This window comes from Agrobacterium sp. fls2-241-TYG-188a (assembly GCF_030209845.1).
Genome location: NZ_JARVRD010000008.1, coordinates 1 through 19,688 on the forward strand (window position 1 = coordinate 1; position 19,688 = coordinate 19,688).

A 19,688-nucleotide genomic window follows, 5' to 3' on the forward strand; every position below is an offset into this window, starting at 1 on the left:
GCCAGCGATCGCCCAGGCGATGGCTAAGAAGCTTAGCGCTACGACGGACGACCAGGAATACCGGTGACCGTCCAGACCGGCGACAGCGTTAAGGACCAGAAGGTAGCCCAACATCATTAGGATGTTGATCGCCCCCATGCCGAGCGCGACGGGAAAGTGGCTGCGGTTCATTGCAAGTATGCAGCCGAAAACGAACGTAAAGAGTGCCGCGGCCAAAACACCGAGCACGCGTGCGCGACCTGGATGAGCGTGCCTTTCCCAAAGGAGAAGCGATGCTGACACCAGCAGCGTTCCAATGGTTAAGTACCAAAGAGTTTGTAAATCGATCTGCATTGCTCTGCCCCCTTGCGTCAAAGCCTACAGCGTGGTCTTTATAAGATTCTTTACGCCGCCTCTCATATTGTCGACATGGTTGGCTTAGCGTTAAGCGTGCTATTGGGTGTCGGCACAAAAGCTGTCCGCTGCTGGCGATACGCCTTTTCTTGCGGCACGTAGCTCTTTTTATTTTGACACGACCTGTTTGGCGCCTTGCGGCAGGTCAGTCGCCTTGTGGACTAATGGCGTGGGAACGATGTATCGCTCATCTCTGCGGCGGGCTACTAGTATCCTGCTCCTAAGCATGACTGTTGCTTTGACGGAGGAAACCGGTGCATGCCCATCAAGGGAACGGTCAGTACGCGAGGCAAGCGCACTTACGATGTGCCGGGCAGAATTACTACCATGAAACCTGGATCAGTTTCTTGCACGGCGAGCGTTGGTTTTTGCTCGGAGGAGAAAGCTCGCGCCGCGGGGTCACGACGGTCCCGCGTCTGAGCAAAATGTGCTCCGGAACAGAAGTTCGAAGCATGTCCTTACGTGCTTTTTCCGGCTCTGCCCCTTAAGATCACCCCACGAGTGGCGGCGGTGACTTCTTCCGATTCCAGAACGATGTACTGCCCGTTATCTGTCTGATAACCTTTGATCTGATCGTCACGCTCGACCAACTCGCCGGTCTCGCCATATACGAACTCGCGCTTCACCCGATTGTCGGTTGCTTTGTTGAGCGTGTTGAAGGCGATCCGCTCCTGACGCTGCGGCCAAAGCGCGACTGCGCAGGACACTTCGCCGAATTTGATGAAGCCTTTCCAACCCGCTCACGGGGAACCCATAATATGACACTCCTCACAGAACCACGCGATTCAACCGAACGAGTGATCGAGACGTCCTAGCTAAAACGAGTCGTTTACGATGACTTAGGCACATGCGGCCTCTCGTTTCGCGTGTCTGTCTTAGGTCGCTGATACGAATGCATCTTTTGAAAGCGTGACGCGTTTCCCTCCATAGCCACCCGACGGAGATCTGTTATGACAAAGCGAGAACTTATCGATACCGGCACTGACAAGCGTTACGTACGCCGCGATGAAGACGGCAAGTTCAAGGAGAGCGTCGATGTCTCTCGTTCGCTTTCAGCCGATGCGCGCCATGACGCACAGAATGATACCAAATCAGGAGAGGGCGACAAAGGTGATCGCAAGCGCTAACGCAAGCCGGTGAAGATCGCCACCTACAATGTTAACGGTATCAATGGTCGCCTGAACGTTATGCTTCGTTGGCTGGACGAGGGGCAACCTGACATCGTCTGTCTGCAAGAACTTAAGGCACCGTCCAATAAATTTCCGCGCAAAGAGCTGGAACGCGCAGGCTACGGCGCGATATGGCATGGCCAGAAATCGTGGAACGGTGTCGCGATCCTTGCACGCGGCCAGGAGCCGCTTGAGACGAGACGCGGGTTGCCCGGCGGCGAGCACGACGATCAAAGTCGATACATCGAGGCTGTCATCGACGGAATGGTTGTCGGATGCCTCTACCTGCCAAACGGCAATCCTGTCCCAGGTCCGAAGTTCCAATACAAACTAGACTGGTTTCGGCGACTGCATTCCTACGCGGAAGAACTGTTCGAGCTCGGAGTACCTGTAGCCCTCGTTGGCGATTTTAACGTCATGCCAACCGATCTCGATGTCTACAAACCGGAGCGCTGGATAGACGACGCGCTGTTTCGGCCCGAGGTCAAAGCGGCTTATGCGGATCTGGTGGCGCAAGGCTGGACGGATGCGGTACGGCATCTGCATCCGATCGAACGGATCTACACCTTCTGGGCATATTTTCGAAATGCGTATGCGCGCGACGCTGGTCTGCGGATCGACCACTTTTTGCTGAGCCCGCATCTCGCCGAAAGGCTCGTGAAGGCCGAAGTCGACAAGCACGTCCGTGGCTGGGAGCACACCAGCGATCACGCGCCTGTCTGGATTGAACTGACCGAAAAAACGTCAAAAAAAGGTGAGACAAATGACCGATGATTGGAAACGTGAGGTTCGCTCAAAGCTCGAAGAGCTGGTCGATGGCCTCGTTGTAAACGGCGTCAGTTATGAGGACGCTTGCAGTGTCATTGTCGTGGAGGTCAACAGCATGTTGGTCGCTCATGAGCATGATCCAGATCCCGCAGATGATGATGTAATCGAGGAGCCGGCCAACGACTGGCCAGCGGCAGAAGAGAAACGACCTGTAGATTGAAGGTTTGTGGGGGCCCCGGAGGACAACCCCTCAGGGGCCGTTCGACTTCTTATTGAGGCGGCTGACCGTTAGACGCCGACATTCCACCGTCGACAGGCAGATTGACGCCTGTCACGAAGCGAGCGTCGTCACTTGCAAGGAATGCGATCACCGCCGCGACGTCTTCCGGTTCGCCAGGGCCTCTGAGCGCAAAGCGTTCGTTGAATTTCGCGATCAACTTTTCGTCGTCCATCATGTCCTCGGTCATCCCGGTGCGCGTTAGGCTCGGGCATACTGCGTTGACCCTGATGCCGTCCTTGCCATGATCCATGGCCATCGCCCGCGTGAGGTTGGTAATGGCACCCTTGGCGGCATTGTATGCCGCCATGCCCCAGTCACCACCCGTGCCGGATACGGAGTTGACGTTGATGATGGAGCCGCGCGACGACTTCAGATGTGGGACGGCCGCACGGCAGGCGTAGAAGACGCCATCCACATCTGTCGCCATGACCGTTCGCCAGGCATCTGTGGTGAGGGTGCTGACGTCGCCTTGGGCAACAACACCTGCATTGTTGACAAGAACATCCAGGCGCCCGAACTTTTCGACCGTCCGAGAAATCATGTCTCTCACGTCACCGTCATTCGATATGTCAGCCTCGATTAGCAGAACCCGATCTTCAGGATAAGGCTTCGCGACATCCTCCAGCTTTGCCCTCGTGCGGCCGACCAGGGTCACCATTGCGCCCTCGCTGAGGAAACGCTCCGCCGTTGCCTTGCCTATTCCTGAACCAGCGCCAGTTACGACGACAACCTTGTCTGCAAATCGCTGCATTGAAATCCCCTTGAATGTGCAGTGGTGCCTCGTTCTGAAACGGGACATGTGCGGGGTTGTTCCCGGCGCAGAGGTCTTGGCGATTGAAGGCAGACAGATGGCAATAACGAGATTGTCAGTGGCGGCGTAGCGCTGGAGCGGAACGAACGTTCCCCAGTGGAGGTTGAGGGGATGCAATAGGAAAGTCTCATGATGCCCTCAAATCTCGCGGCCTTCTTCTCTCTATTCGTTATATTCATTGGCGCAATCTGCGTCGCTGCAAGTCCTAGTTTTGTAATGGCTGGGGACCGCGGACCCCGAATTGTGTCGTCCAAGGTCGACCCTGCGGCCAAACCCTTGCAGATGGTGCAGGCAGAAAGCATCTCCAGATCGACCGCTGCTCGAGTAGGAATGCGTGGGGATCATCTGGTGATCCTGTTCCACGGCATCCGGGGAAGAGGGGCGGTGATGGGAGCGCTCGGGAACTCTTGGCAGGCTACGCTCCCGGACACAGTGTTCGTTGCGCCAGACGCGCCGTTCGCGCACAAGTCAGGTGGTCGTCAATGGTTTGCAGTCGATGACCAGATCATGCGCCCCGAGCGGATAGATGCCGCGCGTCGATCGTTCGACAGGGTGGTCTCTGAAATTGTCAAACGTGAAGGGTTCGAAGGCGCGCTGGACCGAGTGGCGTTCGTCGGGGTCTCGCAGGGCGCCATTATGGCGCTGGATGGAGTTGCATCGGGTCGTTGGAAGGTCGGCGCTCTTGCCACTTTTGCAGGTCTGTTGCCTCTGCCGCCGACGTCATCTTCGACACGAACAGTTATTCTGATGATGCATGGTGCAGAGGATAAAACAATTCCACCGGCAGCGACAACTGTCGCGTCTGGCCAACTGCGATCGGCTGGTTTCAAGGTGACGTCCAAAATCTATCCTGGGGTCGGACACACTATATCGTCGGAGGAGGCAATGGATGCCGTCATCTTCCTTCGCGACGGCTTAAAATAGCGGCATCACGGTGTACGTTCGACCTCCATTTCTTGACTGATTATCCGGGCGCGGGTAGAAGAGATGGGCCAACTTGGAGTGCACGACCATGGACATTGCTGACCTGTAGTCTGAATCAGCACCACTGATGTAGCGGCCGAGAACATCGCGCGTCCTGAGTATAATTCGCACTTTTAAGGATTCACTCATGCCCAGACTTGAGGGGAAAACCGCAGTCGTGACCGGGGCTGCGCGCGGCATTGGCGCAGCTATTTCTCGTGCTTTCGCGCACGAAGCGGCCAGCGTCATTGTCACTGACATCGACGTGGAAGGTGGCCGGAATCTAGCAAAGGAAATCGGAGCGACGTTCGTCCGACTTGATGTTTCCTCGGAAAACGATTGGATTGAGATTGCCCGTCAGTTTCCGAGGATTGACGTGATTGTCAACAATGCCGGGATCACCGGGTTCGAGGGACCAGTCGACAGCACTCCGCCTGCTCACGATCCGGAAAACGCTCAACTCTCCGATTGGCGTGCGGTCCATGCCGTGAATTTGGATGGGACTTTCCTCGGTTGCCGTTATGCCATCAGGGCCATGCGGGAAAATGGTGCGGGCTCGATCATCAATATCTCGTCTCGCTCGGGGTTGGTTGGAATTCCGATGGCTGCGGCCTATGCCTCATCCAAGGCGGCGGTGCGCAACCACACCAAGAGCGTCGCCCTCTATTGCGCTAGTCAAGGCTTGAACATCCGCTGCAATTCGATCCATCCGGCCGCCGTGATGACTCCCATGTGGGAGCCGATGCTGGGCACTGGCGCGGATCGTACAGACCGCGAGGCCGCGTTGGTCAAGGACACACCGATGCGCCGGTTTGGAAGGCCGGAGGAAGTCGCTGCGCTGGCTGTGTTGCTGGCTTCCGACGAAGCCACCTATATGACTGGAGCCGAATTGACCATCGATGGCGGCATTCTTGCGGGATCAGCCGCGGCGCCGGGGAGCTAAAAAAGTGATAGCGCCAAACTGTCATCCGCCGTTGCAGGCCAACTGGATCACAGCCACCGCGCGGGTTTGAAGCGGTAATACAGAATGCCGCAGAGAACGAGAATGACAGCCAGAACGATGTGATACCCGTATTGCGACTTCAGCTCGGGCATGTTCTCAAAGTTCATGCCGTAAATCCCAGCGATTGCCGTCGGCACAGCCAGAATCGCCGCCCATGCTGCGAGCTGCCGCGTAGTCGCTCTTGCCGCTGTTGCTCCAGAAGATTTGTGGCCTCGAATACGGATGTCACGATATCACGCAACCCGATCACTATGTTTTCGACACGCCGAACATGATCGTGAACGTCCTTAAAGAACGGCCTAGCGTTGTTGTCGACGCAGGGCAGTTTAAGGTTGGCTAGCTTGCTGGCAACTTCCGCCGTCGGACCCATCAGCCTCTGGAACTTAATGACCTGCCGACGCATTCGGAAGATCCTGCGGATCTGCTCCGGCTCAATGAAAGATATGAGAACGTGTTTCTCAATCTCCAGAACCCGGTCTTCTATCGTTTCGACCAAGGGAAGATAGCTATCGACGATGAAATCGAGGATGCCGTGGAGGACGTAGTCAGGACCATGCGAGAGAAGCTGCGGTGCCTGCTCGAGTTGTTCGCGTAGTTTCTGGTGTGATCGAGCCGACCCATGTCGCACGGTGATGACATGGTTCTGGCCGACAAAGATACAGGTCTCGCCATAGGCGATCCTGTCGTTTTCGAGATTTGCGGTCTTGGCGACGACGAATAGCTGGTCGCCATAGATATCGACCTTCGGGACCTGTTTGCCATTCAGCGCGTCCTCGACTGCAAGGGAATGAAGGCTGAACATCGCCTTCAAACATGCCATCTCTTCGATCGTCGGATCGGTCAGCCCGATCCAGACAAACTCGTTGGCGTTCGCCTCAAAGGGCTGCGAAGAGAGTGTCATCTCATCAGTGCGCTTACCGTTGCGATAGAGATAGGATGCGACGACTGTCATTCTTGTCCGATATGCTTCGAGGACTGGAGGGGAGATATTTGACTGTAAGGAACAAATACAAGCCAAGCCGACCGGGAGGTAGCGAAGAGAGCCGTTCAGCCGAGGTTTAAGCTATTTCCTACTGAAACCTCAAGACTGACGAGACGGGTATGACGGCGATCAGGTGACCATCGGCGCGAACGACCTCGAAGCTGGTGTGGCTGATGATGTCTCCGAATACTATTTTTTCGGCAAGTGTTTCCCTCGCTGCCTGAGGCGCTTCTCTTATGGCCTGATCGTCACCTGAAAGCACCGCGCCTTCAAAAAAAGGGTGTCTGCTTCCCTGACGTGGAAGAAGTACCTTGGCATTTCGAATTCCGATTTGTTTCCCGTACATTATCGATGAGCAACGGACCGAGAGATCACATTGTTCTAGACCCTGCATAGTCTTCGGGCGCAGACTGTCGGCGTGCCGATATGTAAAAAGTTTGAACGGTTCGAGCTGGCGGTCATTCGTTTATACAATGAGCAAATATGCAAGCCTCATCCGACCTTGAGTGAAGCGATGAGTGCCCTCAAGGCTGGTGGAGATTGCCTGCGACTTGGGTGGTAAAGGTGGAATCCGGGATAGCTCGGACACCAGTCTTTCAGCACCTGAACAAGAGTCCCCGCCGCGATCTCCTCAGCGACGTCATGCTCCATGATATAGCCTAGCCCGACACCTGCACGAACAGCCGCCGCCGGCAGATCGCCGTCATTTGCGACGAGGGGTCCGCTAGTGCGGATATTGATCTCCTTGCCATCTTTCTCGAATTCCCAGGGCAGTAGTCCGCCTGAGGTCGTCAGCCGGTATCCGATACAGGCGTGGCGTTCCAGGTCATAGGGGGTCAACGGCGGAGGATAGCGTTCGAAATAGGATGGCGTTCCCACCACCACCGTCCTTAAATCCGGCCCCAGCTTTACCGCGACCATGTCCTTGGCGACGGCTTCTCCCAGTCGAATGCCCGCATCGAAACCGGCTGTGACGATATCCGTCAGGCCATCATCGATATTGACCTCCACCCGCACATCCGGATTGGCCAGCAGGAAGGCCGGTAGCTTCGGTAGAAGCACCATTCGTGCCGCATAGGCGAAGGTGGTTATCCTGACCGTACCGGAAGGATTGTCGCGCCACTCCGCCAGCGCTTCCAGCCCGCTTTCAATATTGGCGAGCGCTGGATTGAGCGATTGCAGCAGCCTCTCGCCCGGTTCGGTCGGCGCGACACTGCGCGTGGTGCGCGACAAAAGCCGGACGCCCAGCCGCTCCTCCAGCCCGCGCATCGCATGGCTCAGCGCAGAGGGTGACATGCCGAGAATGGCGGCGGCGCGGGTAAAGCTGCGCTCGCGCGCCACCGCCGCGAAGGCCAGGAGATCATTGAGTTCGTTTCGTTCCATTCATGCACTGTGCTCACAAGTTCATCCCGCTATCAATGGCTTATGCTGTGGAACGCTTGTCGTTACATCCTGTTGCACAACAACGATGGAGAACACCGATGGATCTCACCAGTTACCGCACACTCGGCAAATCCGGCCTGATCGTCAGCCCGCTGGCCCTTGGCACCATGACCTTCGGTGCGGAACGCTGGGGTGCCGGAAACGAAACCTCGCGCGCGCTTTTCGATGCCTATGTCGAAGCCGGTGGCAATTTCATCGACACGGCGGATGTTTATTCCGCTGGCCAAAGCGAGGAGATGCTTGGCACATTTGTGTCGGACAGCGGCACGCGTGATCGGTTGGTCATTGCCACCAAATCCGGTTTTCCACGCGGGCAGGGTACGCCTTTATGGGGTGGTAATGGTGCCAAGAACATCCGCATGAGCATAGAGGGCTCATTGAAGCGGCTAAAGACCGATTACATCGACATGTACTGGATGCATGTGTGGGACCGCACGACGCCAGCAGAAGAGGTGTTGCAGACTTTGGCATATGCGGTTCGCGCCGGTAAAATCCTGCATTACGGTTTCTCCAACACGCCTGCATGGTATGTCGCAAAGGTCGCGACGCTCGCCGAAGCGCACGGCTTGCCCAAGCCAATCGGCTTGCAATATGCCTATTCTCTCATCGACCGTGGCGTGGAGCTGGATCTCCTTCCGGCAGGTGCCGAGTTCGGTCTGGGAATGGTGCCATGGAGCCCGCTTGCGGCTGGATTGCTGACAGGAAAATACGGTCGCGACAAGATCAGCGATGCCAGCCGTGTGCCGGGGCTGCCAGACAAGGCAGGAACTGTGACCGAGGGTGAAAGCGACGGGCGCCTCAATGGTGACAACCCGTTCGGGGGCATGCTGTTCACGGATCGCAACTTCCAAGTCGTCGATGTTCTGAAAGCTGTGGCTTCAGAGGCTGGTCGTTCGCCTGCGGAAGTAGCACTGGCCTGGGTAGCGAAACGCCCTGGCGTCTCCTCGGTGTTGATCGGCGCAAGCCGTGTAGATCAACTTACTCAAAATATCGCGTCGCTCGACACAGTGCTGGAGGATCAGCACCTGCAGCGACTGGAGAAGGCCACCGCGCTGCCAATGCTCAATCCTTACTTCATCTTCCAGATGCCGACTGAAATGGTATTCGGTGGACAGCAGGTGCGTGGATGGGGAGCGAGCTAAGCAGGTACGGCGACTTGTAATCTTCTGATATTCGGAAGGAATTGGTTTTAGGGCCCGGTCTTTGCGACCGGACCCCAGCAACATCAGTGGTGATGTTCTGGCATCTCTTTCAACTGGTCTTTCGTCCACGACGTCACAGCATGAACATCGCCATCCTCGTCGCGCATGAAATCAAGGTCGCTCAGCGCGACGGCTACTGGCTTGGCGCCGATTCCAAGAAATCCGCCAACATCGATGATGGCTTGGCCGCCTGTTCCGCCATGGACGTGATCGACCTTTCCAACCTTATGGTCATCTGCGCCATATACGGTTGCACCTTCCAGAATTTCCGGGGTCAGCTCTGTCGTCGATAGGCGAACGTGGTTTGTATGATCCATCGGGTTTCCTCCTTTGTGGATGATCACGTAACGGCATCACAGGCCTCTGGTTCCCTGATACGGAAAGCTTTAATTGACCCCTGACCAACAGCTCGTCTGACACTCTCACGCTATGTATCTATATTTGCGCGAGGATCCAGGCACTACCACCTGTAGTCACGATATTCATGTCGCCCACGCCATTCGCGTCGGTCGTAGTAGTCGCGGCGTTCTCGCCATTCGCGACGATCGCGCCATTCTCGTCTGGCTTCCCAGCGGTCACGTCTATCCCACCGATCGCGATACTCACGCGGAGGGCCATTTGGTCGGCAATAGCCGCGTGGGGAAAGGTGGAAGCCGCGTCCGCAAGCGTAGTCTACCTTCTGCACGTCTGAGGCCGAGGGGACAGATGGACGAACTGACGGCATCGCGTTGGCGACGTTGGCAAGCAGACTACCTAGAATTATTCCCGCGCTGAAAATTATCTTGCGCATCTCACATCACTCCGTTGAGGGTGATGCGATTTAGCGACCCGCACCGTGAACCATGCCTGAATGAACTTTGACGTTTTCGTGGCGTTGCAAGCTGCGGAAGATTTGCGGATGCGACCAACGTGCGGCGGAACCTACTCCGAGCCAGGGAGTGCGGGGAAGGTGAGACTGGTGCCCACTTGCGGGATATCCGTCGCCAATCCTCTACGGCATGGCATCTATCGGTAAGTTCGAAAGGTTTCGCGCTGATGCGAGCGCAGGATGCCTAAGCCAACTGACTTGAGCGCCACCGCGCTAGGAAACAGATCTACCGAAGCAGTCCATCGACGTCGAACTCTTCCCAGCCGCCAAGCTTCGGCGCCGAATCCTTGGCGTCGTCTTTAGACTTCTTAGACCTCTTTGCAGCCTCCCTCTTGAGCGACCGCGTCAGCTTCGCTTGATACGTAGCCCGTTGCCTCTTTTCAGCTTTTGCCTCGGCATCCTCCACCCGCCATTCTTCTGCGGCCCCTCGGTCGAGAAGATCCTCCACCACCTTGGGGTCGAAGACATGGAATGTAATCTGACGAGCGCGTCCGTTCAGTCTGACCCCGGCTTCCGCCACCACTTTCGCGACGATAGCCGCTGCCGCGTTGAATGAGGTCTTTTCGTTGGCCGTCATCGCCAGTGTGAGATCGACGCCCTCCAGCGAGATCGACTTTTTAGAGGTCGCAGGCAGCCTTGCTTGTATTTCCTGAAGAACGCCTTTCGCCCGAACGGCCGACCCCATTGTTACGGTGGCTGGCAGGGTCCATGTCCTGATCAGTTCGATCTCATCTTTTTCACGCTTCGGCATGTCACACAAATGGTTGCTCATCTCTTCCAAGTCAACGAGCCTGTTGACGGCAGACGAGGAACTGAAACTGATCTTGCTTATCCCTCCCTCTTACCGAAACTCTCCATCAAAATGCTCAGGAAGGCTCTCACAGCGGGGTTGGTCCGGCGGCTTTCCGGCCAAACGGCTGTGATGTTGTGACGTTCGACAGAGAAATCGGACAGGACAGGGATCAGTTGACCACGGTCCACCCATGGCGCTGCCATGAAGCTCGTCGCCATTCCTATTCCCGCTCCCGCTGCGATCGTTGCTATGATAGCCTCGCTCGCATCGACGATGATTGCCGACGACGGCACGATCTCGATTTCTCGCTCTTTGAGCTGGAACGGCCAGCGAAATAACTGCCCGCTGCTCTGATAGCGCAGGTTGACCGTCTGGTGCTGCTGAAGATGATCGGGGTGGGTTGGCGCACCATTCGTGGCCAGATACTCCGGGGAGGCGTAGCAGCAAAGCCGATGCGGAGAAAGTTTCCGTGATAAAAGCTGGGAGTCGGGAAGGTCGCCGATGCGAACAGCCAGATCTATTCCCTCTTCGATGAGGTCAACCCTCTGATCATCCAGTCTGAGATCGATGGAAACCTTTGGATGACGTGCGCGAAACCTGGGCAGCACAGGTGCGATGACATGCAGGCCGATCGGCAGGGGAGCGGCAATGCGCAAGGTTCCCGTCGGTTCGGAGCGCGCGGCCTTTGCGGCCTGCTCGATGTCCTCAGCATCCCGCAGCAGCCGCAATGCGCGTTCATGTAGGTCACGGCCTTCGTTGGTGAGAGTGAGAGATCGCGTCGTTCGGGTGAACAGCGAAACGCCAAGGTGGCTTTCCAGTCGCTGGACACTTTTACTGACCGCTGATGGCGAGATGGCAAGCGACCGCGCTGCCGCCGTATAGCTACCCAGCGATCCGGCGCGCGCAAAGGCGATCAAGCCGGTCAGTCTTTCAATTCCAATTTGTTCCTTCATGGCATTATTAAAGCGAAATATAGCACCATTATCAATCTTTGTAGACATGCGTACATCGGGTCAGCGAAATCTCAATTTGAAAGAGTTTAAATATGACCGAGATGATGATAGCAGTCCGCCTGCATGAATTTGGTGGCCCGGAGGTCCTGCGTTACGAAGGCGCTCCACGGCCTGTTGCCGAACAGGGCGAGGTCCTTGTCCGGGTGCATGCGGCGAGTCTCAATCCCCCTGATCTTTATCTGCGGGACGGATATCGCGCGCTCCCGCCGGAGTGGCGACCCAGCCCCGTCTTTCCATTGATCTTGGGAACAGACATCTCCGGTATCGTCACCGCAGTCGCGGACGATGTCCGAGCATTCGGCGTCGGGGACGAGGTCTATGGCATGGTGCGTTTCCCCCACGATCTCATGACCGGCAGCAATGCCTATGCCGACTATGTCAAAGTTCCGGCCTCGGATCTCGCACTGAAACCTAAAGGCATCGATCATGTGCAGGCCGCTGCCGCTCCGATGTCGCTGCTGACGGCATGGCAGTTTCTCGTAGAGCTTGGACACAACGAACCCAACCCGTTCCAGGATTTCAACCATGCACCGGCTCCGCTCGAGGGAAAGACCGTGCTGGTGAATGGCGCTGCCGGTGGGGTCGGACACCTGATGGTTCAGGTGGCAAAATGGAAGGGTGCCCGCGTGATTGCAGTTGCTTCCGGAAGGCACGAGATGCTTCTCGCCAATCTCGGCGCAGATGCATTCATCGATTACACCAAGCAGTCAGCCGAGACGGTCATGCGGAATGTCGATTTGGTAATCGACGCGGTTGGTGGCTCCAACATGGAGCGCTTCCTGAATGTTATCAAAAAAGGTGGCGCGCTCTATCTGGTCAATCCTCTCGGCTTTTCCGGCCATGAAGAGGCCCAACGACGCGGCATTATCGTCTCAACGGCTCAGGTGCGCTCCAATGGTGCACAATTGGCGAAGGCGGGTCGTCTGCTCGATGATGGCACGATACGAGTAGTGATCGACAGTACGTTCCCAATGGCTGAGGCCTCCGCTGCCCATGGTCGGGCAGGGCGGGGAAGCATGCAGGGCAAGGTCGTCCTCGTTAACGAGTGACGACGTTTGGAACCGGAAAAGGTTCCCGCCATCTGAATCCTTTTCCGCAAACCTTCTGGAAGAAACCAGTCGCTCTTGCACGATCGTTCAATACCCAGTTCGACGTCTGGCGTAACAATCGCGCTGACTTGCTTTGATTGAATTGCCTTCCTTCGTCGCGGTCGCGTTCAAACCCACAAAGGATACGAAAATGGAATCCATCAATCTCGACAAGAAGCTTAGTCTGTTTTCGAGCCACTGGGACCCGCATGTGATCGCCGATTACAACGAGAACGATGTGATGGTCGTGAAGTTCAAGGGCGAATATCCGTTCCACAAGCATGACACGACCGATGACTTCTTCCTTGTGCTGGAGGGGGAGATGGAGCTCGACATCGAAGGCGAGCCGTCTCGAACAGTGAGAGCCGGCGAGATGATTGTCGTTCCCAAGGGCGTGGTGCATCGGCCACGGGCTAAAGACGAGGTGAAGGTTCTCTTGATAGAACCGAAGGGCGAACCGAACTCAGGCGATTCCGGGCGCGCACCAGCGCTTAAACCTCGTCTCTGATAGGCTTGAGGCCGCTTGGAGGCCATGCAGTGTAGCTGCTTTAAGTCAGCTTAAATAGGCAGCGAGTTCTTCCGGGGTTCCTTGCGGAAAGGCTTCTCTCAGATAATCGAGGAAGGCTGATACACGCGCGCTGAGCAGACGCCGCGAAGGGTAGAGCGCCCAAAGCGCCGTTTCGGCGCCCTGGACATCGCCCCAGTGGTTGAGACGACCGGAGGTGATGTCTTTGCTGACCAAAGAAAGCGGTAGCCGTGCGACGCCCGCACCCATCAAGACCGCATCCCGCAGCATCGTGTTCGACGACATGCCAAGCACCGGCGTGGTCGCAAGCTCTGTTGACCCTGAATCCGTCACGACAGTCCAGGTGTCTGGCTTGCCGATCAAACTGCGAACCACTGATGGCACTGCCTTATCCGGCTCCGGCCAGGCTAGGCCCGGAGCCGCGACAACGACCTGTCGGTCACGCAGAAAGGGCCGACCAACGAGGCTGACATCGGGTTGAGGATTGACGCGGATGACAAGATCGTAAGCCTCCTCGATCATGTCCACGGTCCGATCTTCCACGACGATCTCGACCCGCATCTCGGGATGTTTCAGCACAAAGCCTGCCGCCAGCTTTCCCAAGGCTGCCTGTGCAAACATGAGCGGCGCGCTGATGCGCAGACGTCCACGTGGTGATTGCCCCCCTGACGCGATAGCGGTTGCGGTTTCTTCCAGCTCCGTCAGCAGTTGCGTAGTCCGCTCGAACAGGGCTCGACCTTCTTCCGTCAGCTTCAAGTCCCGTTGCCCACGCTCGAATAGCCGCAGGTCAAGGCTCGCCTCAAGATCGGCGACGCGTCTGGACAGTGTGGCTTTGGGCCGCCCAGCCATGCGCGCTGCTTTGCCGAACCCGCCATGCCGAGCAACGAGGTTGAAATCGGCCAGCGCAAGCAAATCCATGTGTTCCACCTGTGAGACGATGCGTCCAGAAATGATGTCTATTTGAGGAAATTTGGATCATCTAACTTTGGACATGTCAACAGCGCCCGAGCGGCCTCACAAGGAGTAACATTCATGACTATTCTCGTAATCGGTGCTACCGGCCGCGTTGGCCGCCACGTCGTAAACCAACTCATTGCACGCAACGCCAAGATTCGTGTTCTGACGCGCGACGCCGCGAAGGCAAACTTTCCGGAGGGCGTCGAGATTGCCCAGGGCGAATTGCTCGACCTCGATGCTCTTCGCGAGGCACTCAAAGGTGTCCGCACCTTGTTCCTTCTCAATGCGGTTACGGGCGACGAGTTCACTCAGGCTCTCATCACCCTCAACATTGCCAAAGAGGCGGGTGTCGAACGCGTCGTTTATCTCTCGGTGTTCAACGCCGAAAACTCCGTCAACGTCCCGCATTTTGCTGTGAAGGCGGGTGGCGAACGTATGCTGAGCGAGATGGGATTCAGCGCCACGATCCTGCGCCCGACCTACTTCATCGACAACGAGATAATGATCAAGGATGTCGTTCTCAATCACGGCGTATATCCGATGCCGATCGGCTCCAAGGGCGTTGCAATGGTTGATGCGCGCGATATTGCCGAGGTCGCTGCAATCGAACTGATCCGCCGCGATCAGGCTTCTGAACTCTTGCCAGTCGAAACGATCAATCTTGTCGGTCCCGACACGCTCACGGGACCCAAGGTTGCTGCAATCTGGTCCGAGGTCCTGGGTCGCGATATCGTCTATGGCGGTGATGATCCGAGGGGTTTCGAACAGAACATGGCGAGCTTTATGCCGAAGTGGACCGCTTATGAAATGCGTTTGATGGCAGAACGCTACGTTACCGACGGCATGATCCCGAATGAAGGCGATGTCGAACGGCTTGTGGCGATGCTGAAGCGCCCCCTGCACAGCTACCGTGAGTTTGCGGAGAGCCTTGCTTCGGCCAGCTAGCAAGACCGACGGACAGCCAAGCCAAATTACTGAACTGCAACTGGCGAGGAGGCTCGCCAGCTACCCCTACACCTTTCACCGGAGAATCTCATGACCGATATCTGGAGCCCATTCACACTTGGCGGGATTACCCTGCCGCATCGTCTGGCCATGGCACCGATGACCCGCAGCCGCGCCAAGCCTGACGGAACACCCGGCGACCTCGCGCCGGAATATTACGCACAGCGAGCATCGCTCGGGCTACTGATTAGCGAAGGAACCCAGCCGTCTGAAGATGGCCAAGGGTACCTGGCGACCCCTGGTATATACACGGACGAGCACGTCGCTGGCTGGCGCAAGGTCACTGACGCCGTCCATGCGGCAGATGGGCGCCTATTCATACAGCTCATGCATGTCGGCAGACGGTCTCACCCTGATAACACTCCGCATCATAATCAGCCCGTTGCGCCATCGGCAATCGCATCCGGAGAGGCGATGTTCACGATGAGCGGGATGCAGCCCGTCCCCCAACCGCGCGCGCTGCAGAAAGAGGAAATCCAGCAGACGATTGCGGATTTTGCCTATGCCGCAAAGCGTGCGATCGAAGCCGGTGCAGATGGCGTCGAAATCCACGGCGCGAATGGATATCTGGTGCATCAATTTCTGGCACCGGATTCTAACCACCGGACCGATGAATACGGAGGAACCATGGAAAGACGTGCGCGATTTGCTATTGATGTCGTCCGTGCGGTCGTCGATGCCATCGGTTCGCAGAAAACTGCCATACGCCTCTCACCGGGTGTTGCGACAGGCGGCATTGCCGAAGGTCAGGACAACGATGAACTGTATCGGTATCTCGCAGTCAAACTTGGCAAGATGGGTTTGGCCTATATACATGTTCTCTACACTCGCACCGATCTGTTGCTGGAAGATATGCGCCGCTCTTTCGGTGGCCCACTGATCGTCAATCGGCCTGGTCGTTCGCGTGAACAGATAGGTGCCGATGTCGCAGAAGGACTTGCCGATCTAGAGGCGTTAGGCGTCATGGCACTCGCCAATCCCGATCTTGTGCGGCGTCTCAAGACGGGTGCTACGCTTAATGACCCAAAACCTGCTTTGTTTTACGCAGGCGGCGGCGCTGAAGGTTACACGGACTATCCCGTAATCGACGCAGCATGATGCACAAGCGGGCGGATCGTATTCGCCCGCGATCGCCTTTACCAAGCTTGGTCGCGTTCGATGGCAGTTCAAATACAATCAAAACTCAGCCAGAGCTTGCAGAACGCATTGCCAGCCAGTGCCCTGGCGTCATGCCGAAGGCTTTGCGGAAGTGGCGGGTAAAATGTGCCTGGTCGGCAAAGCCCGCATCTGCTGCCGACTGCGCCAGACCTTCGCCAGCCGCGATAGATCGTTTTGCCAATTCCAGTCTGCGCATGATGAGGTATCGATGCGGACTGGTACCAAGCATTCTGCGAAACTGTCTGGCCAGTTCGTAACGGTCCAACCCAGACGCAGCTTCCAGTGCTTCTGAGTGAACGACTTCTGTGTGGTGGCTCTCGATGAAGTCGCGGGCCCGGAGGACCGCAGACTTTGCCGACCTTGCGATCGGTCTCGGCGAAGCACCCGCCTGACGAGGGAGCCCCGATGCCAGCCGCATCACAACGTCGTCCATGATCAGGTCGCTTGGCTCTTCGCTCAGATCGAAAAGAACCTCTGCCAGTGCCTGCCAGAGCCCGATGTCGGCAATGACCGGATCGGGAACGAATGGAAGGGCGTGACTGTAACCATCGACGGCGCCAATCAGGTCGGGAGGTAGATAGATCATCCGATAGATCAACCCATCCTCGGTACCTGCAGCGCCATCATGCAGCTCATCGGGATGCAGCACGATCACGTTTCCGGGGCTGCTGAAACGCTCGGTCCCGCGATAGCGGAATGTCTGTACGCCGTGGAGCGTCAGCCCTAACGCGTAGGTGTCGTGACGATGCGGCGAAAATGCGTTGCCATGAAACCGGGCTTCAATCCGCTCAACACCATGAGAGGGCGCAGCGATACGCATGCCGTCGGCAAATCCGACTTTGCACGAACGTTCAAGACCGCCCGCCTTGCTCGGAGCTAGGTCTTCTTTTCCCTCGATACCCTGAATGGAGTTCAACCGCATGTTCGACACCAAGATCGCAATCGTTATCCGCAATGACCTCGCAACCTGGCAGAAGTTGAACGTCACCGCCTTCCTGACCAGCGGCATCGTTGCCCAGACACCAGCCATCATCGGCGAACCATATCGGGATGCGGTTGGTCATGTCTACAATCCCATGACGATCCAGCCAATCGTGGTCCTCGCCGCGGATCAGGATACGCTGCGCACGATCCACAGGCGGGTTCTCGACCGCGACGTTACAGCCTCGGCTTATATCGAGGAGATGTTTTCAACAGGGCACGACGCTGCCAACAGGGAGATGTTCGCCCAGTTCGGCCCAGACAATTCGAAGCTGGCAGGACTGGCACTTAGAGCCGAAAAGAAGGTGGTCGATAAGATCGTAAAGGGAGCAAAAATGCATCCTTGACGTATCGGAATTCAGGTTTGGGCACCGCGACACCGTGGGAATAGCTGTTCTCGACAGCACTTTCACGCAGCCGAATCCTTGTTTAAGTCGCGACTTTGGCAAAAGTCGGTAAGCGTCTGATCATCCATCGTTCTTCAACGCTGCAAGCGTGGCTTGATCGCCTTCACCTCCGTAAAAAACGTGAAGGGCGGTTTCGAATGACGAACCACTCTGGGAGGCGATGCCAAATAACGTCATGCTGGAATGAAACTTGAGGTCATCGGGAGAGCCAAGAATGTCGTGTGCGCTGAGGCGGGGATGGCTGAGCATGGCGCGCGTGCACTCCTCCAAACGGGGTCCCAAAACAGGATGTTTGAGGTAGGCTTCGGCTTCAGAACGTCCAAAGATTGCGTAAAAGCGGGCAGTTTCCGATCGACCAAGTCCGTGGATTTGCGGAAAGATGAACCACATCCAGTGAGACCTCTTCTGCCCGTCGCATAATTCCTGCAAGGCTTTTGCGTACGTGTCTTGTTGCGCTTTGATGAACCGCGCCAGATCAAATTCTATGCCTGTGTCCTTCGCTCAGCGGGTCAGATTTTTTTGTGCCATGACATCTCAGTCCATTTCCAACTGTTCGAACCAGGCTGCGTATGGAGTATTCTTGGCTAGGTGCCGGTTGAAGTCCGGCGCGCCATCATCCCACCAGACGGGACCGCGTTCGCCAAGGGCAACCTTTGCTGCATCCACTTTCTTGCGGGCTTCTTTCATCTCTGGCGAGCCTGCCGATGCATCGCGAACTGCCCGGCGTGCAGCCATCAAATCCTTGACCAGTGCCGTACGGGTGGGCTCATCGATCGCTGGATTGCTGCGACGCCACAGCCTGCCTTTCACGACGAAATATCGACCATCGGGCGTGTCCGGATACGTCTTGCTCATTCGAATCCAAGCGTCCCTTGCGCTGGTTGCGCATCCTGAGATGGTTTGTCCTCATTCCGGCGGGCCAGTTCCCTCAGCGCGCTGAAGCGCACGTCCACATCCCGATCTGCGATATACGCGTTGAGGGTTTCGAGGCTGATGCGATCCCACGGTTTTCCTCGATCTGGTCCGGCAGGTACGCGTGGCAAAAGGCCTGGTTCGCTGCTCCATGCCAGGCAATCCTCAAGTGATGCTTGGTTCAACATGTCGCGGAGATGATGAGCCGTAACGTAGGCGTCAGGCATCGCCCGATGCGCGGGGAGGCCGATTTCATGCACCAGTCCGTTGGGCATTCGTTGATAACGCAGCATCTGGTTGGAAAACCGCGGAAGCTCTGGCCAGACACGCAACGCGCACTTCCATGTGCAGATCCAAGGCGTCCCGCCTGTAAATCGTGGCGTGCAATATCGTTGCTCGAAAGCGGCTCGATGAGCTGCCAAGGCGTCGATACGGCCGGGTGGACGGAGAACGGTTGTTGCTATTTCCTTCCAGAACGGAGCATCCGCGACTTGGGCATCCAGGATATGATGAATTGCCATCGTGTCGGGTGAAATCGGACGGCCAGGATTGACGAACAGCGCCCCGCGCTCGTCAGTAACCTCCCACTTTCCGCACTCGTCGATCACGACATCCTGCCAGCCGATCTCGCAAACGTCGTTTGGGCCATTACCTCCTGTTTCGAGATCGATGACGCGTACCCTGGCTTCGATCACTTCGGTGCTACCTTCCTTTAAATTTCAGCATTGGTAAGCGCGATCGGCGTAGGATTGTTCCTGAAATGATGCCTGCGATCAGGACCGCTTGCACACATCGACAGCCGAAGCTGAGGAATTGATCAGGCTACCCTAAAATTTATTTTGTGCGTGGTACGAAACACCGTTCCAAATCTTACTCACTGATTCAATTTGCGAATCTCTCGAGTTGCTAAAAATAGAGGACTGCATTCCTAATTTAGCGCCTCTTGACTCCTGTTGGGTGTAGGAA

General features: G+C 56.7%; 23 protein-coding genes and 3 pseudogenes. 11 read left to right on the top strand and 15 right to left on the bottom strand.

The window, feature by feature from the left end; translation table 11 throughout:
• Positions 1–333 (bottom strand): annotated as a pseudogene (locus QRN85_RS20450) (GGDEF domain-containing protein); the annotation flags it as partial.
• A 563-nt stretch (positions 334–896) separates the two neighbouring features.
• A pseudogene (locus QRN85_RS20455) lies at positions 897–1,115 on the bottom strand (Ku protein); the annotation flags it as partial.
• Between the two features lie 228 nt (positions 1,116–1,343).
• Here QRN85_RS20455 and QRN85_RS20460 point away from each other — a divergent pair.
• From QRN85_RS20460 to QRN85_RS20470, 3 genes are read left to right on the top strand one after another with little or no spacing between them, the layout of a single operon-like run.
• The gene (locus tag QRN85_RS20460; protein WP_112964165.1) at positions 1,344–1,520 is read left to right on the top strand and encodes a hypothetical protein; all 177 of its coding nucleotides are present in this window, start codon (positions 1,344–1,346) and stop codon (positions 1,518–1,520) included.
• Positions 1,521–1,529: 9 nt separating this feature from the next.
• A complete protein-coding gene (gene xth, locus QRN85_RS20465) occupies positions 1,530–2,336 on the top strand; it encodes an exodeoxyribonuclease III (protein WP_112964166.1) in 807 nt (268 codons plus the stop codon).
• A complete protein-coding gene (locus QRN85_RS20470; protein WP_112964167.1) occupies positions 2,326–2,550 on the top strand; it encodes a hypothetical protein in 225 nt (74 codons plus the stop codon). Before xth ends, QRN85_RS20470 begins: the two co-directional genes overlap by 11 nt.
• A gap of 49 nt (positions 2,551–2,599) precedes the next feature.
• On the opposite strand, the gene budC is transcribed toward QRN85_RS20470, so the two are convergent.
• Positions 2,600–3,361: a meso-2,3-butanediol dehydrogenase gene (budC, locus tag QRN85_RS20475; RefSeq protein ID WP_062588881.1), complete on the bottom strand. Its 762-nt coding sequence runs from the start codon at positions 3,359–3,361 to the stop codon at positions 2,600–2,602.
• A gap of 189 nt (positions 3,362–3,550) precedes the next feature.
• On the opposite strand from budC, the gene QRN85_RS20480 reads away from it, so the two are divergent.
• Together QRN85_RS20480 and QRN85_RS20485 are read left to right on the top strand one after the other, a co-directional pair.
• Positions 3,551–4,345, top strand: coding sequence for an alpha/beta hydrolase (locus tag QRN85_RS20480; RefSeq protein WP_284759921.1), 795 nt, complete (start codon positions 3,551–3,553; stop codon positions 4,343–4,345).
• 187 nt (positions 4,346–4,532) lie between these two features.
• Positions 4,533–5,327: an SDR family oxidoreductase gene (locus tag QRN85_RS20485; protein WP_284759922.1), complete on the top strand. Its 795-nt coding sequence runs from the start codon at positions 4,533–4,535 to the stop codon at positions 5,325–5,327.
• Between the two features lie 47 nt (positions 5,328–5,374).
• Here the strand turns inward: QRN85_RS20485 and QRN85_RS20490 are convergent.
• The 3 genes and pseudogenes from QRN85_RS20490 to QRN85_RS20500 form a co-directional block, all read right to left on the bottom strand.
• Positions 5,375–6,339 (bottom strand): annotated as a pseudogene (locus QRN85_RS20490) (magnesium and cobalt transport protein CorA).
• A 118-nt stretch (positions 6,340–6,457) separates the two neighbouring features.
• A complete protein-coding gene (locus tag QRN85_RS20495; RefSeq protein WP_244475488.1) occupies positions 6,458–6,631 on the bottom strand; it encodes a DUF6894 family protein in 174 nt (57 codons plus the stop codon).
• Positions 6,632–6,861: 230 nt separating this feature from the next.
• Positions 6,862–7,752, bottom strand: a complete 891-nt coding sequence (locus QRN85_RS20500; protein WP_112964170.1) for a LysR family transcriptional regulator — start codon at positions 7,750–7,752, stop codon at positions 6,862–6,864.
• Between the two features lie 98 nt (positions 7,753–7,850).
• Between QRN85_RS20500 and QRN85_RS20505 the strand changes: the two genes are divergently transcribed.
• Positions 7,851–8,954, top strand: a complete 1,104-nt coding sequence (locus QRN85_RS20505; protein ID WP_284759923.1) for an aldo/keto reductase — start codon at positions 7,851–7,853, stop codon at positions 8,952–8,954.
• An 83-nt stretch (positions 8,955–9,037) separates the two neighbouring features.
• On the opposite strand, the gene QRN85_RS20510 is transcribed toward QRN85_RS20505, so the two are convergent.
• From QRN85_RS20510 to QRN85_RS20520, 4 genes are all read right to left on the bottom strand, one after another.
• Positions 9,038–9,331 carry a PRC-barrel domain-containing protein gene (locus tag QRN85_RS20510; RefSeq protein ID WP_062588867.1) on the bottom strand — a complete coding sequence of 98 codons (294 nt, stop codon included), beginning with the start codon at positions 9,329–9,331 and terminating at the stop codon, positions 9,038–9,040.
• Positions 9,332–9,474: 143 nt separating this feature from the next.
• On the bottom strand, positions 9,475–9,804 hold the full coding sequence (locus tag QRN85_RS24570) for a GCG_CRPN prefix-to-repeats domain-containing protein (RefSeq protein ID WP_113171232.1): 330 nt from the start codon (positions 9,802–9,804) through the stop codon (positions 9,475–9,477).
• A 304-nt stretch (positions 9,805–10,108) separates the two neighbouring features.
• The gene (locus tag QRN85_RS20515; RefSeq protein WP_284760062.1) at positions 10,109–10,633 is read right to left on the bottom strand and encodes a hypothetical protein; all 525 of its coding nucleotides are present in this window, start codon (positions 10,631–10,633) and stop codon (positions 10,109–10,111) included.
• A gap of 77 nt (positions 10,634–10,710) precedes the next feature.
• A complete protein-coding gene (locus QRN85_RS20520; RefSeq protein WP_284759924.1) occupies positions 10,711–11,628 on the bottom strand; it encodes a LysR family transcriptional regulator in 918 nt (305 codons plus the stop codon).
• Between the two features lie 92 nt (positions 11,629–11,720).
• On the opposite strand from QRN85_RS20520, the gene QRN85_RS20525 reads away from it, so the two are divergent.
• Positions 11,721–12,737 (top strand): NADP-dependent oxidoreductase, encoded by a 1,017-nt coding sequence (locus QRN85_RS20525; RefSeq protein ID WP_113171230.1) that lies wholly within the window; start codon positions 11,721–11,723, stop codon positions 12,735–12,737.
• A 190-nt stretch (positions 12,738–12,927) separates the two neighbouring features.
• Positions 12,928–13,284, top strand: a complete 357-nt coding sequence (locus QRN85_RS20530) for a cupin domain-containing protein (RefSeq protein WP_112964176.1) — start codon at positions 12,928–12,930, stop codon at positions 13,282–13,284.
• A gap of 45 nt (positions 13,285–13,329) precedes the next feature.
• On the opposite strand, the gene QRN85_RS20535 is transcribed toward QRN85_RS20530, so the two are convergent.
• Positions 13,330–14,220, bottom strand: a complete 891-nt coding sequence (locus QRN85_RS20535; RefSeq protein WP_113171229.1) for a LysR family transcriptional regulator — start codon at positions 14,218–14,220, stop codon at positions 13,330–13,332.
• A gap of 114 nt (positions 14,221–14,334) precedes the next feature.
• Between QRN85_RS20535 and QRN85_RS20540 the strand changes: the two genes are divergently transcribed.
• Positions 14,335–15,204, top strand: coding sequence for an SDR family oxidoreductase (locus QRN85_RS20540; protein ID WP_113094407.1), 870 nt, complete (start codon positions 14,335–14,337; stop codon positions 15,202–15,204).
• Positions 15,205–15,294: 90 nt separating this feature from the next.
• A complete protein-coding gene (locus QRN85_RS20545; RefSeq protein WP_284759925.1) occupies positions 15,295–16,362 on the top strand; it encodes an alkene reductase in 1,068 nt (355 codons plus the stop codon).
• 85 nt (positions 16,363–16,447) lie between these two features.
• On the opposite strand, the gene QRN85_RS20550 is transcribed toward QRN85_RS20545, so the two are convergent.
• Positions 16,448–17,344: an AraC family transcriptional regulator gene (locus QRN85_RS20550; protein WP_284759926.1), complete on the bottom strand. Its 897-nt coding sequence runs from the start codon at positions 17,342–17,344 to the stop codon at positions 16,448–16,450.
• Between QRN85_RS20550 and QRN85_RS20555 the strand changes: the two genes are divergently transcribed.
• Positions 17,343–17,750 carry a DUF2000 family protein gene (locus tag QRN85_RS20555; protein ID WP_113094410.1) on the top strand — a complete coding sequence of 136 codons (408 nt, stop codon included), beginning with the start codon at positions 17,343–17,345 and terminating at the stop codon, positions 17,748–17,750. The two genes, QRN85_RS20550 and QRN85_RS20555, sit on opposite strands and share 2 nt — an antisense overlap.
• Before the next feature lie 120 nt (positions 17,751–17,870).
• Here the strand turns inward: QRN85_RS20555 and QRN85_RS20560 are convergent, their stop codons facing one another.
• The 3 genes from QRN85_RS20560 to QRN85_RS20570 are packed head-to-tail and all read right to left on the bottom strand — an operon-like array spanning position 17,871 to position 19,417.
• Positions 17,871–18,296 (bottom strand): DUF1810 domain-containing protein, encoded by a 426-nt coding sequence (locus tag QRN85_RS20560; RefSeq protein WP_284760063.1) that lies wholly within the window; start codon positions 18,294–18,296, stop codon positions 17,871–17,873.
• A gap of 48 nt (positions 18,297–18,344) precedes the next feature.
• Complete coding sequence (locus QRN85_RS20565; RefSeq protein ID WP_284759927.1) at positions 18,345–18,665, bottom strand: hypothetical protein; 321 nt, start codon at positions 18,663–18,665, stop codon at positions 18,345–18,347.
• On the bottom strand, positions 18,662–19,417 hold the full coding sequence (locus QRN85_RS20570) for an exonuclease domain-containing protein (protein WP_284759928.1): 756 nt from the start codon (positions 19,415–19,417) through the stop codon (positions 18,662–18,664). Before QRN85_RS20570 ends, QRN85_RS20565 begins: the two co-directional genes overlap by 4 nt.
• Positions 19,418–19,688 lie beyond the last annotated feature (271 nt).

Bases quoted from the DNA above. Each gene is read 5' to 3' on its own strand.
- QRN85_RS20505 (WP_284759923.1), top strand. From the start codon at position 7,851: ATGGATCTCACCAGTTACCGCACACTCGGCAAATCCGGCCTGATCGTC.
- QRN85_RS20460 (WP_112964165.1), top strand. From the start codon at position 1,344: ATGACAAAGCGAGAACTTATCGATACCGGCACTGACAAGCGTTACGTA.
- QRN85_RS20485 (WP_284759922.1), top strand. From the start codon at position 4,533: ATGCCCAGACTTGAGGGGAAAACCGCAGTCGTGACCGGGGCTGCGCGC.
- QRN85_RS20500 (WP_112964170.1), bottom strand. From the start codon at position 7,752: ATGGAACGAAACGAACTCAATGATCTCCTGGCCTTCGCGGCGGTGGCG.
- QRN85_RS20545 (WP_284759925.1), top strand. From the start codon at position 15,295: ATGACCGATATCTGGAGCCCATTCACACTTGGCGGGATTACCCTGCCG.
- QRN85_RS20555 (WP_113094410.1), top strand. From the start codon at position 17,343: ATGTTCGACACCAAGATCGCAATCGTTATCCGCAATGACCTCGCAACC.
- budC (WP_062588881.1), bottom strand. From the start codon at position 3,361: ATGCAGCGATTTGCAGACAAGGTTGTCGTCGTAACTGGCGCTGGTTCA.
- QRN85_RS20565 (WP_284759927.1), bottom strand. From the start codon at position 18,665: ATGAGCAAGACGTATCCGGACACGCCCGATGGTCGATATTTCGTCGTG.
- QRN85_RS20535 (WP_113171229.1), bottom strand. From the start codon at position 14,220: ATGGATTTGCTTGCGCTGGCCGATTTCAACCTCGTTGCTCGGCATGGC.
- QRN85_RS20525 (WP_113171230.1), top strand. From the start codon at position 11,721: ATGACCGAGATGATGATAGCAGTCCGCCTGCATGAATTTGGTGGCCCG.
- QRN85_RS20540 (WP_113094407.1), top strand. From the start codon at position 14,335: ATGACTATTCTCGTAATCGGTGCTACCGGCCGCGTTGGCCGCCACGTC.
- QRN85_RS20550 (WP_284759926.1), bottom strand. From the start codon at position 17,344: ATGCGGTTGAACTCCATTCAGGGTATCGAGGGAAAAGAAGACCTAGCT.
- QRN85_RS20510 (WP_062588867.1), bottom strand. From the start codon at position 9,331: ATGGATCATACAAACCACGTTCGCCTATCGACGACAGAGCTGACCCCG.
- QRN85_RS24570 (WP_113171232.1), bottom strand. From the start codon at position 9,804: ATGCGCAAGATAATTTTCAGCGCGGGAATAATTCTAGGTAGTCTGCTT.
- QRN85_RS20515 (WP_284760062.1), bottom strand. From the start codon at position 10,633: ATGCCGAAGCGTGAAAAAGATGAGATCGAACTGATCAGGACATGGACC.
- QRN85_RS20530 (WP_112964176.1), top strand. From the start codon at position 12,928: ATGGAATCCATCAATCTCGACAAGAAGCTTAGTCTGTTTTCGAGCCAC.
- QRN85_RS20480 (WP_284759921.1), top strand. From the start codon at position 3,551: ATGATGCCCTCAAATCTCGCGGCCTTCTTCTCTCTATTCGTTATATTC.
- QRN85_RS20520 (WP_284759924.1), bottom strand. From the start codon at position 11,628: ATGAAGGAACAAATTGGAATTGAAAGACTGACCGGCTTGATCGCCTTT.
- QRN85_RS20470 (WP_112964167.1), top strand. From the start codon at position 2,326: ATGACCGATGATTGGAAACGTGAGGTTCGCTCAAAGCTCGAAGAGCTG.